We start from the raw sequence: 15393 nt of genomic DNA on the forward strand, positions 1-15393 counted from the left end.
GAGTCCAGTAATGCCCGTCGTGAACCGTATCGCGGATTATGCCCCCCAGATGACAGAATGGCGCAGATATCTGCACACGATTCCGGAACTGGGGAACGACTGCTTCAAGACCGCGGCTTTCGTGGCGGAACGTCTGCGCGAATTCGGCGTGGACGAGCTGCACGAAGGCTTTGCCACCACGGGCATCGTCGCCATCATCAACGGTCAGGCCGAGGGGCCGACCATCGGGCTGCGCGCCGACATGGATGCGCTGCCGATCCCCGAGGAAACCGGGCTGGACTATGCCAGCACCCACGCAGGCAAGATGCACGCCTGCGGGCACGACGGGCATACAACGATGCTGCTGGGGGCGGCGAAATATCTGGCGGAAACGCGCAATTTCGCGGGCCGCGTGGCGCTGATCTTCCAACCCGCTGAAGAAACCGGCGGAGGGGCCGAGGTGATGGTCGAGGAAGGGATCCTTGATCGCTTCGACATCGGCCAGGTCTATGCGCTGCACAATGCGCCCGGCTTTGAGAAAGGGGGCTTTTACACATCCCCCGGCGCGATGATGGCGGCGGTCGATGAATTTCACATCTACATCAAGGGCTTGGGCGGTCATGGCGCCACACCGCATCTGACCCGCGATCCGGTCGTCGCCGCCTGTGGCATTGCGACAGCATTGCAGACCATCGTCAGCCGCAACCACTATGCACAGGATGATCTTGTCGTTTCGGTCACGCAGATCCACACGGGCACCACCGACAACGTGATCCCCGAGACAGCCTATATCAACGGCACGGTACGCAGCTTTGACAAAGAGGTGCAGGCCATGGTGATCCGGCGGATGGAGCAGATCGTCGCCGGACAAGCCGCCAGCTATGATGTCAGTGCGACACTGGAATATGAAAAGGGCTATCCCGCCACAGTGAACACCCCAGAAGAGGCCGGATTTGCCGCCTCCGTTGCCACCGAGATTGCGGGCGAGGACCGCGTGATTGCCGATAATGGCCGCGAGATGGGGGCCGAGGATTTTAGTTATATGCTCGAAAAACGCCCCGGTGCCTATTTGTTCATCGGGCAGGGTGACACCGCAGGGCTGCACCACGCCGCCTATAACTTCGACGATGAGATCGCGCCTGTGGGTGCATCCTTTTTTGCCCGCATCGTCGAGCGGGCCCAACCACTAGGAGCCAAATAACATGGGTTTGGAAGACGCTAAAAACCAGGTTGATCAAGCCTTTACCCGCGATGATCTAAAAGGGCCGAGCTTCGAGAACGCCTTTGGCGGGGCCACGTCCTTTCTGCGCCGGCGCTATACCAAAGACCTGCGCGGCGTGGACATCGCCGTGACCGGCGTGCCCTTTGATCAGGCCGTGACCAACCGTACCGGCACCCGTCTGGGCCCGCGCGCGATCCGCGAAGCGTCTTCCTTGCAGCCCTACGACCCGCCCTATGGCTGGGATTTCGACGTGCTGAGCGAGTTTGCCATCGCCGACTATGGCGATCTGGCGTTCGACTATGGTCACACAAGCCAGTTTCCCGCCGCTTTAACAAGCCATATCAAAGGGATACTGGACGCAGGTGCAGCAAGTGTGACCCTGGGCGGAGACCACTACATCAGTTTCCCGACCCTCAAGGCCTATGCCGAAAAATACGGTCCTATCAGTCTGTTACAGTTCGATGCGCATTCGGATACATGGCCCGACGATGATATGGACCGGATCGACCACGGCACCATGTTCTACAAGGCGGTGAAATCGGGCATCGTTGATCCCAAAACCTCGGTTCAGGTGGGCATCCGCACGACCAACCCCGATACGCTTGGCGTGACAACCATCGACGCGCGCGAGGTCCACGAGAAGGGGCCGCAGGCAGCCGTTGCCAAAATAAAACAGGTACTTGGCGACCGTCCTTGCTATCTTACATTCGATATCGACGCGCTTGATCCGGCCTTTGCGCCGGGCACAGGCACACCGGTATGGGGCGGGCTCACGTCGGCGCAGGCGGCGATCATGATGCGGGATCTTGCGGGGATCAACATCGTGGGCGGCGACATCGTTGAAGTCTCTCCGCCTTTTGACACGACCGGTGCGACAGCGATCGCCGGTGCCCATGTGGCGACCGAGATCCTGTGCTTGCTGGGGTGGAATATGCGGCAGACCAAAGCCCGCGCGTAGCCACCGGCGGCGCAGTTTGCGATGGCAGGACGCTCCGCGGGGAGTTTATTTGGCAAAATGAAGGTAAAGATAATGATGGCATTTTTCTGGATCGCACTGGCGATTTTCGTCGCCTTGCAGGCGTACATCCGCCTTGCACCCGCCCCCGCGGCCCGCTGGGAATTGGGCGCGGTCGACAAGGCCCCCGGCGATTACCCGTCGGAGGGGGGCTTTATGGCCGTGCGCGACGTTGAAGGCGATGGCACGGCGTTCCTGAACCGGTTTGACGACGCGATGCTGTCGTTGCCCCGAACTCAGCGGATCGAAAGCAACGCAGGTCAGGCGCTTTATGTCACACGCTCGGGCTTCTGGGGCTTTCCCGATTACACCAGCGTCGCGGTCGCCCCCGTTGACGGGGCGGATCAGAGCCGCGCGGTGGTCTATGGGCGGCTGCGCTTTGGCCGGTCAGATATGGGTGTGAATGCCAAGCGTTTGAAGCGGGTTCTGGCCCAAGCCGGGGTCTAGGCGCTGTGCGAGGCCGGGGCAGGCCTCATCGATATCGCGCCACATGGGCACATTCAGCGACATCTGGCATTGCGCGGCAAAGCGACGACCGTTGACGTCGAGGCAGATCGTTTGCCCCAGCTCGACCCGCTGGCCGTTGCGGTCGGTGCAATAGCACTCCACCGTTTTGCGTCCCGAGGGTGCAGGGTCCGCCGCAAGCGACGGGGCAAGGCAGATCAGACTGAAAACCAGCGAAATGCGTTTCATAGGGGCATCATAGCACAGGCTGGGTCTTGACCATAGCCGCTTCATCAGCGACATCCAGCGGTATGATCCCCATGGACCGCCTTGCCCAAATCACCCAACGTTTCCAATTTCTGGAGGCATCGATGTCTGCTGGCTCTGACGGGGCGGATTTTGCCAAGCTGGCCAAGGAATACGCCGATCTGCGCCCCGTGGTCGAACAGATCGACGCCTATCGCCAGTTGCTGCAAGACATGGACGACGCCCGCGCCATGCTGAAAGACCCCGAGATGGCGGAGCTGGCCGAGGAAGAGCTGCCGCGCCTGAAGGCCGCGTTGCCGCAAGCCGAGGCTGATCTGCAATTGGCGCTGCTGCCGCGAGATGAGGCCGACAAAAAGCCCGCGATGCTGGAGATCCGCCCCGGGACCGGCGGGGATGAGGCAGCACTTTTCGCCGCCGATCTGCTGCGGATGTATCAACGCTATGCCGAGGCGCGTGGCTGGAAGGTCGAGCTGATCGAACAACAGTTCACCGAGCTTGGCGGCGTCAAAGAGGTCGTGGCTCATATCAAGGGCGAGAATGTCTTTGCCCGTCTGAAATACGAATCCGGTGTGCACCGTGTGCAGCGTGTGCCCTCTACCGAAAGCGGCGGGCGTATCCATACCTCTGCCGCGACTGTCGCCGTTCTGCCAGAGGCAGAGGATGTGGATATTCACATCGACGCCAATGATCTGCGGATCGATACAATGCGCAGTTCAGGGGCGGGCGGGCAGCACGTCAACACCACCGATTCTGCCGTGCGCATCACTCACCTGCCGACAGGGCTGGTGGTGACATCTTCCGAGAAATCGCAGCACCGCAACCGCGAGATCGCGATGCAGGTGCTGAAAGCGCGGCTTTATGATATGGAGCGTCAGCGGGTGGACAGTGAACGATCGGCCAGCCGTGCGGCGCAGGTGGGGTCGGGGGACCGGTCTGAACGGATCCGGACCTATAACTTCCCGCAAGGGCGCCTGACCGACCACCGGATCAACCTCACGCTCTACCGGCTTGAAGCCGTGATGCAGGGCGATCTGGACGAGATTGTCGATGCGCTGACCGCGGATGCGCAGGCGCAGCTGCTGGCCGAGATGGGGCAGTGAGCGCGCCAACCGCCGCGCAAGCCATGGTCGCCGCCACAGCGCGATTGCGCGCGGCGGGCGTGCCTGACCCCGCACGGGATGCGCGGATCTTGCTGGCGCATGCGGCCTCGGTTGATGCGGCACGGGTCACGTTGATCGCGCCCGAGGAAATCGCGCCGGATATTGCCGAACGTTACGAAAAGCTGATCGCCTTGCGGGCGGTGCGCGTGCCGGTCTCGCATCTCGTGGGGCAGCGGGCGTTTTACGGGCGCGACTTCAAGGTCAGCCGCGATGTGCTGGACCCGCGGCCCGAGACCGAATCCCTTATTGAACTGGCGCTGTCCGAGCCCTTTGAACGGGTGCTTGATCTGGGCACCGGATCGGGCTGTATTCTGGTGACGCTTCTGGCCGAACAGCAAGACGCACGCGGCGTGGGACTTGATCTGTCCGAAGCTGCCTGTCTGCAGGCCAGCGCCAACGCGGTGTTGCACGGGGTGCAGGCACGGGCAGAGATCACGCAATCGGACTGGTTCAGCGCAGCCGAGGGGCGGTTCGATCTGATCGTATCCAACCCGCCTTATCTGGCACAAAGCGAGATGGCGGATGTCTCGCCCGAATTGCGCTTGCACGAACCCGAGATGGCACTGACCGACGGGCAGGACGGGTTGAGTGTTTACCGTATCATCGCGGCGCAAGCACAGGGGTATCTGACCCCTACAGGCCGCGTTCTGGCAGAGATTGGCTGGCAACAGGGTGCCGATGTGAAAGCAATATTTGAGGCGGCCGGTTGGGGCCGGGTGCGCATCTTGCCCGATCTGGGCGGGCGCGACCGTGTCCTTTGGGCCGATACGCCAGCATAAACACGCCAAAACTTGTCATTTCGCGGTGTTTTTCGCCAATTTCCACTTGCTCCAAATCATTTGCCGTGCTTATTCAAGGATGTTGCAGCGGTGGATGCCTTTTCGGCGGTCCCGCGCGGCGTTAAGCCCAACAGAGCGTAAAGCTAGCTTTTCAGGGACGCGACTGCGTCCGGCAGCTTATTCCGAAGCCCAGCATAACAAGGCTGAACTGATTACATGAAATCTTCCAGATCACGGTCCCGGTCCAAGAATAATCGCAACCGTCAGCCGCAAGGTGGCAACGTCGTTAACCGCGTTTTCGACAGTTCTGGCCCCGAAGGCAAGGTCCGCGGCACGCCGCAGCAGATTATCGAGAAATACAATCAGTTGGCGCGTGATGCCCAGCTGAGCAACGACCGCGTGGCGGCAGAGAACTTCCAGCAGCACGCCGAACATTACCTGCGTATGCTGTCCGAAGCACAACGCGAGATTGACCAGCGTCGCGATCAGCAAGAACGCGAGAACCGCGAACGTCAGGCAGAGCGTGACCGCGAGCGGGTAGAGCGTCAGGAACGCGAAGCCGCCCAGGCCGGTCAGAACACTGCTGATCAACCTGCTGCGGAAACAGATACGGCCGAAAAACCCGACGCGCCCCAGCAGGACAATGCCAAGGGCGATGCCCCCAAGCGCCGCCGCAGCCGCAGCAATAACAACCAGAATGACAACGCTCCTAAGTCGGACAGCGCGCCAAATTCGGATGGTGATAACTCGCAAGACGGCAGCGCGGCAGAGGACAATCTGGTCGACACGCCCGAGAACAAGCCCAAGCCCCGTCGCGCACCGCGCCGCAAACCTGCCCCCAAGGCAGAGGCGAGCGAACCGGCCAAGGACAACAGTGGCGACCAGCCCGAAGCGGCTGAGTAAGCGCTTTCAACTCGTAACAAAGGCCCCGCGATTGCGGGGCCTTTTGCGTTTCAGACGGTGAGTGTGTTGTGGTGACCTTAGCCCTTAGCCCTTGGCGATCTCGCGGGCCAGCGCGCAGAAGCCTTCTAGCGGCACCTGTTCGGCGCGCTCCGTCGGTTTCAATCCGGCCGCAAGCAAGCGATCCTCGATATCCGGTGCGGTTCCTTTGAGGGCCGAGCGTAGCATTTTGCGCCGCTGATTAAAGGCGGCCGCCACCACGCGGTTCAACACATCAGGATCCGCTGGAAAGCGGGGTTCGGGCAGGGCCGTCAGATGCACCACAGCGGAGGAGACTTTGGGCGGCGGGGTAAACGCCTCTGGTGGCAGGTTCAGCACGATACGCGCATCGGCCCGCCACTGTGCAAGCAGCGCCAGACGGCCATAGGCCTTGGAGCCGGGCTTGGCCACGATCCGCTCGGCCACCTCGCGCTGGAACATCAACGTCAGGCTTTGCCAGAAGGGTGGCCATTCCTGCGGGGTCAGCCAACGTACCAACAGCTCTGTCCCGACGTTATAGGGCAGGTTCGCCGCGATACGGATCGGTGGGGTCAGATGGGCCAGCGGGTCGATTTCAAGGGCGTCGCCTTCGATCACCGTCAGACGGTCGGGATAGGCCTCGGAGATCTCGGCCAAAGCGGGCAGGCAGCGTTTGTCTTTCTCGATCGCCAGCACGCGGCGCGCGCCTTCGGACAGCAACCCGCGCGTCAACCCCCCGGGGCCCGGCCCGATTTCAAGCACATCACATTCGGTCATATCGCCCGCTTGTCGCGCGATCTTGGCGGTGAGGTTCAGGTCGAGCAGAAAGTTCTGGCCCAGCGATTTGCGCGCCTTCAGGTCATGGGTATTGATCACCTCGCGCAGGGGCGGCAGGTTGTCGATTGTGCTCATTCTTGGACCTGTGAAACAGAAGGGTTCTGGGGGCGCGGGATCATGATTGTGCCATGCGATAGGCCATGCGCAGCGCCTCGACCATGCTGGTGGGGTTGGCGATGCCCTGACCCGCGATGTCAAAGGCGGTGCCGTGATCGGGCGAGGTGCGGATGAACGGCAGACCGAGCGTCACATTGACGCCGCGGTCGAAATCCAGCGTCTTGATCGGGATCAGCGCCTGATCGTGATACATGGCAATCGCCGCGTCATAGCGCGCACGTGCGGCGGCGTGGAACATCGTATCGGCAGGGTGCGGGCCGGTCAGGTCATAGCCTTCGCCCTGCATCTGGGTGACCAGCGCCGTCATCCAATCGGCTTCCTGACGGCCCATTGTACCGCCTTCGCCCGCATGGGGGTTCAGACCTGCGATGGCGATCCTGGGGGCCTTGATCCCGAATTGAGAGCGAAGCCCCGCCGCCGTAATCTCTATCACGCGACGCAGATGCGCGGAGGTCAGCACATTGGGGACCTGATCCAGCGCGATATGGATTGTGGCCGGCACCACCCGCAGTTGGTCAGAGGCGAGCATCATCACCACATCGCTTCCGCCCGCCAGCGCGGCAAGGTATTCGGTGTGGCCCGGATAGGCAAAAGCAGCCCCGTCTTTCAGCGCCTTTTTGTGAATGGGCGCGGTGGTCAGCGCACATGCAGCCCCGCTGCGCACCAGGTCAACACCACGCGCGATCACGTCGATCACCCCTCGGGCATTGGCGGGGTCCGGCTCGCCCGCAACGGCACCGGCGGCGAAGTCATGGCGCAGCACGGGCAAGGCGTCGCTGCCCGCGGCAAGCGCGTCCGACGGGCTGTCGATGATGCAATGGGGGATGTCTTGGGGCAGGTGGCGCGGATCACCGATCCAGGCGAGCGGCACTTCGCCCGCCAGCATCGCCCAGGCCCGTGCGGCGACCTCTGGCCCGATGCCAGAGGGTTCGCCGCAAGAGATCACAACCGGCTTGTCGGCCAAGCCCGTCTTGGCTTGGGTCATTTGCGAACGATGCGCGCGTCGGCCCGCAATTGCTCCAGCAGCTGTTCGGCATAGCCGGTCAGTCGTTCCTGACGCAGCGCGTTGGTCACATCCTCGCGCGAGGCGGAGGCATTGGCGGCGGCGGTACGCCCACACATCATCAGCAGCATCAGCGTCTGACCATTGGCGCGGGTCAGCGTGGTCGAAACCTCGCCTGTGTCGAGCTTGGACAGTTCAATCGCCACGTCCTGCGGGATATCCGAGGGGGCTTTCTTCACACGCTCCAACACTTCTGCCGGCTGGCCCTTGGCGATGCCGTAAAGGTCATCGCAGGTATCGATGCGGCCACGAATCTGCGCTGCCTGTGCCAGCGCGGGTTCTATGCGGCCACCGGGGATATAGTAGGCTGCGTATTCAATCTCGGAATAGGTCGGCGCGGCGACGCTAGTTTCCTCGATGTCGCGCAGTTGGAACAGCGCCACGGCGTTGGGGATCGGCAGCGGGTCGGTAACCTCGCCCGGTGCGAGGTTCAAGATCAGCGGCTGCAGGCTTGGCGGCAGGTCCGTCAGGTTCTGCCACGGCAGCCGCCCGCCACGCCCGCGCGAGGCGGTCGCGGAATAGCGGCTGGCATAGTTCGAAAACTCTGCCGTTGATTTGGATTGCGAGATTTGTTCTGCCAGCGCGTTCACCCGTGCGGCTTGCTGGGGCGGGGCGGGAATGATGATCTCGGACACGAGAACGCGCACACCGCTGCCTTGGGTTTCGCCCAAAGCGCGGCTGATTTCAGCATCGGTGATCTGTACGCGGCTGGCATAGCGGGCACGCACCAGTTCACGCCACCCGACCGAATTCACGACGAAATCGCGAAACGTCTCGCGCGAGACGCCGGATTGACCAAGGGCCTGGGTGAATTCTTCAGTGCTCAGATCCGCGCGCGAGGCAAATTCGGCAAGGCTGTCGTTGATGCCCTGCGGCGTCAGTTCGATGCCAGCTTCGGCCACGGCCTCGTTGCGCAGGCGTTCGTCGATCAGCGAGGTCAGCGCGCCTTCGCGGGTCGCGCCCGGTGCGTTCAACACCTCGAGAAAGCGCTGGCGCTGCTGAACTTCGAATTCGGTTACAACGGATTCATTCACCTTGGCGACGGGCGCAAAGAGGTTTTGCGCCGAAACGGGGGCAGCGGTCATCAGACCCAGCCCAAGGACGGCGATGCTTCGTGTCAGACGGTTCAGGTTCATCTTACTTATTTCCCACATGATCGCTCATATCTTTCTGTTCCGTTGGAGGCCGAGAAGCCCCGCAGGCCGATGTTAAACCCGATATCGGTAGAGGGCTCAACACTTGTTGAGGAGGTATAGCGGCGGCGCACCGAAAGGTCGACGCTCACACATTCATTATTGTAGGTCAGGCCAAGCCCCGCCGTCGCCGCTGTGCTGTTTTGCACGTCATAGCGCACATCGGCGCTGGCGGACCATTGCTTGTTGATGTCGTAGCTGCCGTCAAGCGACACCTCGGAAATCGCTTCGGTCCGGTCTTCGTCCAGATCAGCCTCAAGCCAGACATAGGTGCCTTCGACGGTGGTTTTACCAAAGCTCCACCCGCCGCGCAGTTCCGCCTTGGAGATGTCGAAATCGGAGTCGACCAAGGTCCGCGCGGTCAGCGAAAGACCGGCGTTATTCTTGATCTGCCCCGCCAGCAGCACGTCAGAGCGCACGCCCGACAGGCCGGATGTATCGGTGAATGCAGGGTCGCTGACGCTGCGAAACACCTGACCGACCGCGACATAAGTGTCCCAGCCATTGGGGTCAAAGCGCGACCAGTTCACCGCTACTGCCGCGGTTGTGCCGCGTTCGCGCCGGTCGGGGCGCGGAAAGCGCGAGAGCGACAGGATATTGCCCTGATCGAATTCCACGCGGGTGCTTTCCTCGTTCGGAATGTCGAGCCTGCTGCCATCTGTCCACCCCAGTTGCACCACGGGCGTCAGCACCTGCGACGCACCACCGGCCTCGCGACGTGCCATCGGGTAGCTTAGACCGACCGCTGCGAAAGGCGCGATGTCGCTGTGGTTCTGCGGTAGATTGGCATCTTGAGTGATGTCAAAGAAATTGAACGTTGTACCGACCTGCGCATCGGTGACCAAGCCGGAGCGGTGGGTGAAGCGACGCAGATACTTGAGCGACCCGTTGATCCTAGAGATGTCGCGACCATCTACCTCTCCATCGTTATTGGCGTCAGTATCCACATCGGACGAGCGCCAATGACTATGCGCCTCAAGTCCGAACCGCAGCTCGCCACCCCACGCTTTAGGGAAAAAGCGTCGTTCGAATTCACCGTCGATCACGACCGTGGGCAGGGTGCTGTTCAACTCTCCGGGGCGCAGGGTTTCAAAGTTGTAAAGGCTGGTACGCACAAAGCTGTCACGTCGCGCGCGTGAAAGTGTGAGGTCACTGCGCAAACGGTCGTCGTCCGAATAGCCGTATTCAGTAAAGTAAGAGCTGTCGCTGACGGCCTCGATCGTGAAACTCAGCTTGTAGCCGCGCTCAAGCTCAAAGCTGCCTTCACCGAATAGATAGCCACGGGTCTCATCTGGCAGTTGGTCATCGCGGGTGTAGGCTCCGTTAAACTCGATATCACCATTGGTGAACGCCTGCCGATAGCGAAATTCAAGGGTGCGGGTCGAGGACGACAGATAGGGCGTCAGAGTCAGGTCGCGGCTTTCGCCCAAGGTGATGAAATAGGGCAGCTTCAGCCCTGTGCCCAACAGCGACGTTGTGCGAATAGATGGGGCGAGAAACCCGTCCGCGCGGTCCAACGTCGGGTCGGGCAGACGCAAACGGGGCAGGTAGAACACCGGCACCGACCGGATGTGGAACGTCGCATCATCGAAATACAGTTGCTGCGCCACGGTATCATGCACCACGCGGCGCGCGCGGATCTGCCAGAGGGGCAGCTCGCCGTCATTGCAGGTTTTGCATGAGGTCACGGCGGTCTTGTACAGTTGGCTATAGCGCCCCTCGACACGGTCGATCTGGACGGCGGCCATCTGCACCTGCTGGTTCAGCACCATACGTGCGCCACGCAGCAGACCGTTCTGCAACCCCTGGTCCAGCTCTGCCGCATCAGCGAGAATGACGGTGCCATCGCCATCGTTCAGCACAATCGGCCCTTCGATCACCAAGGCACCGGTTTCATCATTATAGCGGATCGCCGAGGCACGGATGCGGGTCGTGCCCTGAAACGCCTCTACGTTGCCTTGGGCGACCAGTTCCCGGTTACGGGTAATGAACAGGTCATCGGCCACCAGAACGGCAGGGCGTTCGCTGTCTTGAGCGGCAGCGGGCAGACCAAGGGCGACGAGAAGGGTCAGGAGCAAACGGCGCATGTCAGCCATCCTCTGAATGAAGTAGAAGACCAAGCGCCAGAAGAATGGACGCGACAGGCGGCGCCCAGGCCGCAAGAAGAACTGGAATCTGCCCGTTCTCCCCCAGAATTTGCGCAAAACTGCGAATAAAATACAAGCCGAACCCCATCAGAACAGAGGCCAGCACCGCGACGCCCGTGCCTCCGAACCTCGTATGGCGCATGGTAAACGCGCTCGCAACCAGAACCATCGCAACCAGAAAGAAGGGCCGCGCCAGTTCGGTCTGCAGCCAAACCTTGTGGCGGCGCGGGCTGAAGCCTGCCAGTTCAAGTTGTTTGATGTAATCGGGCAAATCATAGATCGAGACGGCACCGGGATCGGTGATGCTGTCGCGGATACGGTCGAGCGTCAGGGTCGAGGGCAGGGTGAGCGTGTCAAACGTCTCTGCCGCGCCTTCGGCGTTCACCCCCACTTCAAGCGGCCATGACTTCGCATCGGTCAACGTCCAGATGCCATCTTCCAGCGCGGCGCTGTCCGCTTCGATCCGGCGCGCGGGACCGCCCTCGGGGGCGTAGCTGAGGAACGTGACATCATAAAGCACCGAGGCGTCCTTGTTCGACCGCCATGCACGGATCACGGTCTGCCCCTCGTCACTGCCCTGGCGCAGCCACAGCCCTTCGTCGCTGACGGACAGGACAGAGGTCCCGCCCGCGCGAATGCTGTCGCTGAGCTGGATGTAACGTTTCGCGGTCGCCGCAACGATGGGGTTCAGCATGCCCACAGCCATCACGCCAATGATGAACGCCACCCAGATCGGGGCCTGCAACGCGCTGAGCGCTGACCGGCCGGCGGCACGGGTCACCACCAGTTCTGACGAGCGTGCGAGCGACAAAAACAACACCACGGTCGCGAGGATCATGATCAGCGGCAAGATCAGGTTCATGGTTTGGGGCGCGTTTAACAACGTCATCCCGAAGAGGCGCAGCCAGCCGATATCGTAGCTGCTGAACCGGCGTGCCTGATCGACCATATCCACCAACGCAATCAGCGAAAACAGCACGGCGGAAATGAGGATAAACCCCACGACAAAGCGGCGCGCGAAATAGAGATGCAGGATCATGCGACGCCCCTTTGCTTGCCCATCCGTTTGGTCCAGCCCGGATGCGCGGTTTGCCAGATCATCCCGATCACGATCACAGCGCCAATCAGGCTGGGCAGAAACAGCAGCGGCCAGCGGCTGGCATCGTCGCGCACCGTTTCAACCAAAGTGCCGCGCAACCCGTCAATCGCGATGAGCAGACCAAATGCGATCACGATCTCGCGCCAGACCCCGAAGCGTGAAAACCCTCCGAGCACCAGTGTCGCATAGCCGATCATCGCAGCGATCATACAAAACGCCGCCGAGGCAAAGCGCGCCGTCAGCTCTTCTGCGATCTCGCCCGCGCTGGATTTGGTGATCGTCTCAAGCTGATCCCACTGGGCAAACATCTCTGCCGTGGGCATGGCGTCGATGGATTGGGTACGAGGTTTGTCGCTGCTGACCAATGCCGAGATATCGAACGAGAAATCGCGGAACTTGGCGGTCGACAGGCGTTTGCCCGCCATCTCAAGCCGTTGCGCCATGCCATCGACCATGATCAGCGTAGTACCATCGCCATTGCGGATCAGATAGGCTTCGGACGCGGTATAGATCACGCCCTCGTCGGGGTTGCGCCGGTCCGACAGGAACACATCGCGCAATACCCCGTCGGCGGCGATCACGCGGGTATAGAATGTCACCTTGGAGGTCGGATGCAGGAATGTGCCTTCGGTCAGCAGCCGCGCGGTGACGTTTTGCGAAATCTCGGCCTCGCGTTCAGACAACTGTCCGTTGGACAGGGGCAAAAGCAAATGGGTCAGCACCGACATCATGATCGCGACGCATAGGCCATAGACGAACACGGGCCGCGCCAGACGCCAAGGGCTGGTGCCCGTTGCCTGCAACACCGTCAGCTCGGATTCGCTGGTCATCCGGTTGATCACATAGACCGATCCCGCAAAGGTCGCGATCGGCAGGACGGTGGTGATCAGCTTGGGCAGCCCCAACACCGTAAATTCCAGAAACACCAGCGCCGTCTGGCCGTCGCCAATCAGCCGGTCAAACAGCACCACAGCGCGGTTGATCCAGAAAATCGCCACCAAGATCAACGCAAAGAAACTGAACAAAATCAGGAACTGGGACAACATATAGCGGTCGAACTTGGCCAATCTGCATCCCTTGGGTATCAACACGGGTGAACTTTCGCCCGACAATAAAGTAAATTTCCGCCCACGAAAACTGCTATCTGGCCTTAACGGCGCACGCAGGATACGTCTAAGCGAAATTCAGACAAAAGGGGTTCACCTGATGACCGCATTGACGCCAATGACATTTACTGAAACCGATATTGACCAGATCGCAGGCCACACGGGCCGTGTGGCTGTGACTGTGGGCGCGGATGGCAAGCTCAACCCCTCCGCGCGGCGCATCAACAAGCTGACCAAAGGCGCGTTGGAACGTCTGGTGGCCAGCGACAGCTTCACGAAATTGTCAGCGGGCGATGCGGTCAGCCTTGGGTTTCCCACCGGCATGGCGGCCGAGGCCGTGGATGTGGTGCAACTGGCGAATAACGCCGACCAAGAAGCCCTGCGCGCAGCCGGTGCGGCGCTTGCGAAACGACGTGGCGATGCGGGTCTGCTGGTGTTGACGGGCGGTTTGCGCAAAGCGGCCGAGCTTTGCTTTGGACTGGCCATGCGCGACTACACGTTTGAGGATCGCAAAAGCAACGGCAAGCCGCGCAAGGGGCAGGTCGTGATCATGAATTCCAAACCCGAAGAGGTCGAAGCCGCTGCTGCGCCTCTGCTGGCCATCGCCGACGGCGCCTTTATGACCCGCGACCTGACGAACGAACCCGCGAACATCCTGACCACCACCGAATTCGCCGACCGTCTGGCCGAGATGGAGTCAATCGGCCTTGAGGTCGAAGTGCTGGACGAAGCCAAGCTGGAAGAGCTGGGGATGCGCACCTTGCTCAGCGTCGGGCAGGGGTCTGCCAGCCCGTCCTACGTCGTGGTGATGAAATGGAACGGCGGCGAGAAAGACGCGGCCCCGCTGGCGCTGGTCGGCAAGGGCGTGGTGTTCGACACCGGCGGCATCAGCCTGAAACCGGGCGCGGGCATGGAAGACATGACAATGGACATGGGCGGCGCGGGCGTTGTCTCGGGGGTGATGCGCAGCCTTGCCCTGCGCAAGGCCAAGGCCAATGTCGTCGGTCTTGTCGGTATCGTAGAGAACATGCCATCCAGCACGGCAACCCGCCCCGGTGACGTGATCAAGACGATGAAGGGCGACACGGTCGAGGTGATCAATACCGACGCCGAAGGCCGTTTGGTGCTTTGCGACGTGCTTTGGTATGCGCAAGAGCGGTTCAACCCCGCGGGCGTGATCGACTTGGCCACGCTGACCGGCGCGATTATCATCGGCTTGGGTCATGACAATGCGGGGGTTTTCTCGAACGACGATACGCTGTGCAACGCCTTCCTCAAGGCAGCAAAAACCGAGGGTGAAGGCGCGTGGCGCATGCCCATGGGCGCGGGCTATGACAAGCTGCTGAAAAGCCGCATCGCCGACATGAAAAATATCGGTGGGCGTCCCGCCGGGTCGATCACTGCGGCGCAATTCCTGCAACGGTTCATCAAGGAGGGCACGCCGTGGATTCACCTTGATATCGCCGGTGTGGCTTCTGTCAAAACCGAGACAGCGCTGGCACCCGTCGGGGCCACGGGCTGGGGCGTTGCTGCGCTGAACCGTTTGATTACAAACCTCTACGAGACAGAGTAAACCTGATGGGTGCCGCGTATTTCTACCATCTGACCCAGCGACCGCTGGTCGAAACGCTGACCATGCTTTTGGGCAAAGCCCAAGGTGCGGGCTGGCGTGTGGCGGTACGCGGCACCGATCAAAACCTGCTCGAACAGCTGGATGTTGCCCTGTGGCGCGGGCCCGAGGATGGCTTTTTACCGCATGGACTGGCTGGTGGTCCCCATGACGCCGAACAGACGGTTTTGCTGACCACGGACAGCCAAGTGCCCAATAACGCAAGCTGCGTGTTTTCGATCCACGGTGCGGCTGTGTCGGCACAGGAGGTCGCGGCGCTGGATCGGGTGTGCATCCTGTTCGACGGGCTGGACGACCACGCCTTGAACGTCGCGCGGGATCAGTGGAAATCGCTGAAAGCCGCAGGAGCCTCTGCGCAATATTGGTCCGAGGAATCGGGTCGGTGGGAGAAAAAGGCAGAGACCTGAGGGCATTCCG

Annotated in this window: 15 protein-coding genes; 8 read left to right on the forward strand and 7 right to left on the reverse strand. The window is 61.4% G+C overall.

Annotated features, from left to right (window positions below; genetic code table 11):
• Positions 1-10 precede the first annotated feature (10 nt).
• The 3 genes from GLP43_RS10075 to GLP43_RS10085 all read left to right on the forward strand — a co-directional run bounded on the left by GLP43_RS10075 (position 11) and on the right by GLP43_RS10085 (position 2663).
• The gene (locus GLP43_RS10075) at positions 11-1180 is read left to right on the forward strand and encodes a M20 aminoacylase family protein (protein ID WP_237279201.1); all 1170 of its coding nucleotides are present in this window, start codon (positions 11-13) and stop codon (positions 1178-1180) included.
• Position 1181: 1 nt separating this feature from the next.
• Positions 1182-2159, forward strand: a complete 978-nt coding sequence (gene speB / locus GLP43_RS10080) for an agmatinase (RefSeq protein ID WP_237279202.1) — start codon at positions 1182-1184, stop codon at positions 2157-2159.
• Positions 2160-2231: 72 nt separating this feature from the next.
• Positions 2232-2663: a DUF1499 domain-containing protein gene (locus GLP43_RS10085; RefSeq protein WP_237279203.1), complete on the forward strand. Its 432-nt coding sequence runs from the start codon at positions 2232-2234 to the stop codon at positions 2661-2663.
• Here the strand turns inward: GLP43_RS10085 and GLP43_RS10090 are convergent.
• Positions 2604-2909: a hypothetical protein gene (locus tag GLP43_RS10090; RefSeq protein WP_237279204.1), complete on the reverse strand. Its 306-nt coding sequence runs from the start codon at positions 2907-2909 to the stop codon at positions 2604-2606. The genes GLP43_RS10085 and GLP43_RS10090 overlap by 60 nt on opposite strands.
• Positions 2910-2971: 62 nt before the next feature.
• Here GLP43_RS10090 and prfA point away from each other — a divergent pair, with 62 nt between their 5' ends.
• The 3 genes from prfA to GLP43_RS10105 all read left to right on the forward strand — a co-directional run bounded on the left by prfA (position 2972) and on the right by GLP43_RS10105 (position 5769).
• On the forward strand, positions 2972-4027 hold the full coding sequence (gene prfA, locus GLP43_RS10095) for a peptide chain release factor 1 (RefSeq protein ID WP_005853534.1): 1056 nt from the start codon (positions 2972-2974) through the stop codon (positions 4025-4027).
• Positions 4024-4866 carry a peptide chain release factor N(5)-glutamine methyltransferase gene (gene prmC, locus GLP43_RS10100; RefSeq protein ID WP_064216527.1) on the forward strand — a complete coding sequence of 281 codons (843 nt, stop codon included), beginning with the start codon at positions 4024-4026 and terminating at the stop codon, positions 4864-4866. Before prfA ends, prmC begins: the two co-directional genes overlap by 4 nt.
• A gap of 216 nt (positions 4867-5082) precedes the next feature.
• Positions 5083-5769, forward strand: coding sequence for a DUF4167 domain-containing protein (locus GLP43_RS10105; protein WP_237279205.1), 687 nt, complete (start codon positions 5083-5085; stop codon positions 5767-5769).
• 84 nt (positions 5770-5853) lie between these two features.
• Here GLP43_RS10105 and rsmA read toward each other — a convergent pair whose 3' ends face one another.
• From rsmA to lptF, 6 genes are read right to left on the reverse strand one after another with little or no spacing between them, the layout of a single operon-like run.
• Positions 5854-6696 carry a 16S rRNA (adenine(1518)-N(6)/adenine(1519)-N(6))-dimethyltransferase RsmA gene (rsmA, locus tag GLP43_RS10110; RefSeq protein ID WP_237279206.1) on the reverse strand — a complete coding sequence of 281 codons (843 nt, stop codon included), beginning with the start codon at positions 6694-6696 and terminating at the stop codon, positions 5854-5856.
• Between the two features lie 40 nt (positions 6697-6736).
• Complete coding sequence (pdxA, locus tag GLP43_RS10115) at positions 6737-7723, reverse strand: 4-hydroxythreonine-4-phosphate dehydrogenase PdxA (protein WP_237279207.1); 987 nt, start codon at positions 7721-7723, stop codon at positions 6737-6739.
• Complete coding sequence (locus GLP43_RS10120) at positions 7720-8937, reverse strand: peptidylprolyl isomerase (RefSeq protein ID WP_237279208.1); 1218 nt, start codon at positions 8935-8937, stop codon at positions 7720-7722. Before GLP43_RS10120 ends, pdxA begins: the two co-directional genes overlap by 4 nt.
• A 5-nt stretch (positions 8938-8942) precedes the next feature.
• Positions 8943-11081: an LPS-assembly protein LptD gene (locus tag GLP43_RS10125; protein WP_237279209.1), complete on the reverse strand. Its 2139-nt coding sequence runs from the start codon at positions 11079-11081 to the stop codon at positions 8943-8945.
• Position 11082: 1 nt separating this feature from the next.
• A complete protein-coding gene (lptG, locus tag GLP43_RS10130; RefSeq protein WP_237279210.1) occupies positions 11083-12180 on the reverse strand; it encodes an LPS export ABC transporter permease LptG in 1098 nt (365 codons plus the stop codon).
• Positions 12177-13307, reverse strand: a complete 1131-nt coding sequence (gene lptF, locus GLP43_RS10135; protein ID WP_237279211.1) for an LPS export ABC transporter permease LptF — start codon at positions 13305-13307, stop codon at positions 12177-12179. Before lptF ends, lptG begins: the two co-directional genes overlap by 4 nt.
• A gap of 139 nt (positions 13308-13446) precedes the next feature.
• Between lptF and GLP43_RS10140 the strand changes: the two genes are divergently transcribed.
• Together GLP43_RS10140 and GLP43_RS10145 are read left to right on the forward strand one after the other, a co-directional pair.
• Positions 13447-14919, forward strand: coding sequence for a leucyl aminopeptidase (locus GLP43_RS10140; RefSeq protein WP_237279212.1), 1473 nt, complete (start codon positions 13447-13449; stop codon positions 14917-14919).
• Positions 14920-14924: 5 nt separating this feature from the next.
• Positions 14925-15383 (forward strand): DNA polymerase III subunit chi, encoded by a 459-nt coding sequence (locus GLP43_RS10145; RefSeq protein ID WP_237279213.1) that lies wholly within the window; start codon positions 14925-14927, stop codon positions 15381-15383.
• The last annotated feature ends 10 nt before the right edge of the window (positions 15384-15393 follow it).

Source organism: Sulfitobacter sp. M39, assembly GCF_021735935.1.
In the GTDB taxonomy this organism is placed as follows: Bacteria; Pseudomonadota; Alphaproteobacteria; order Rhodobacterales; family Rhodobacteraceae; genus Sulfitobacter.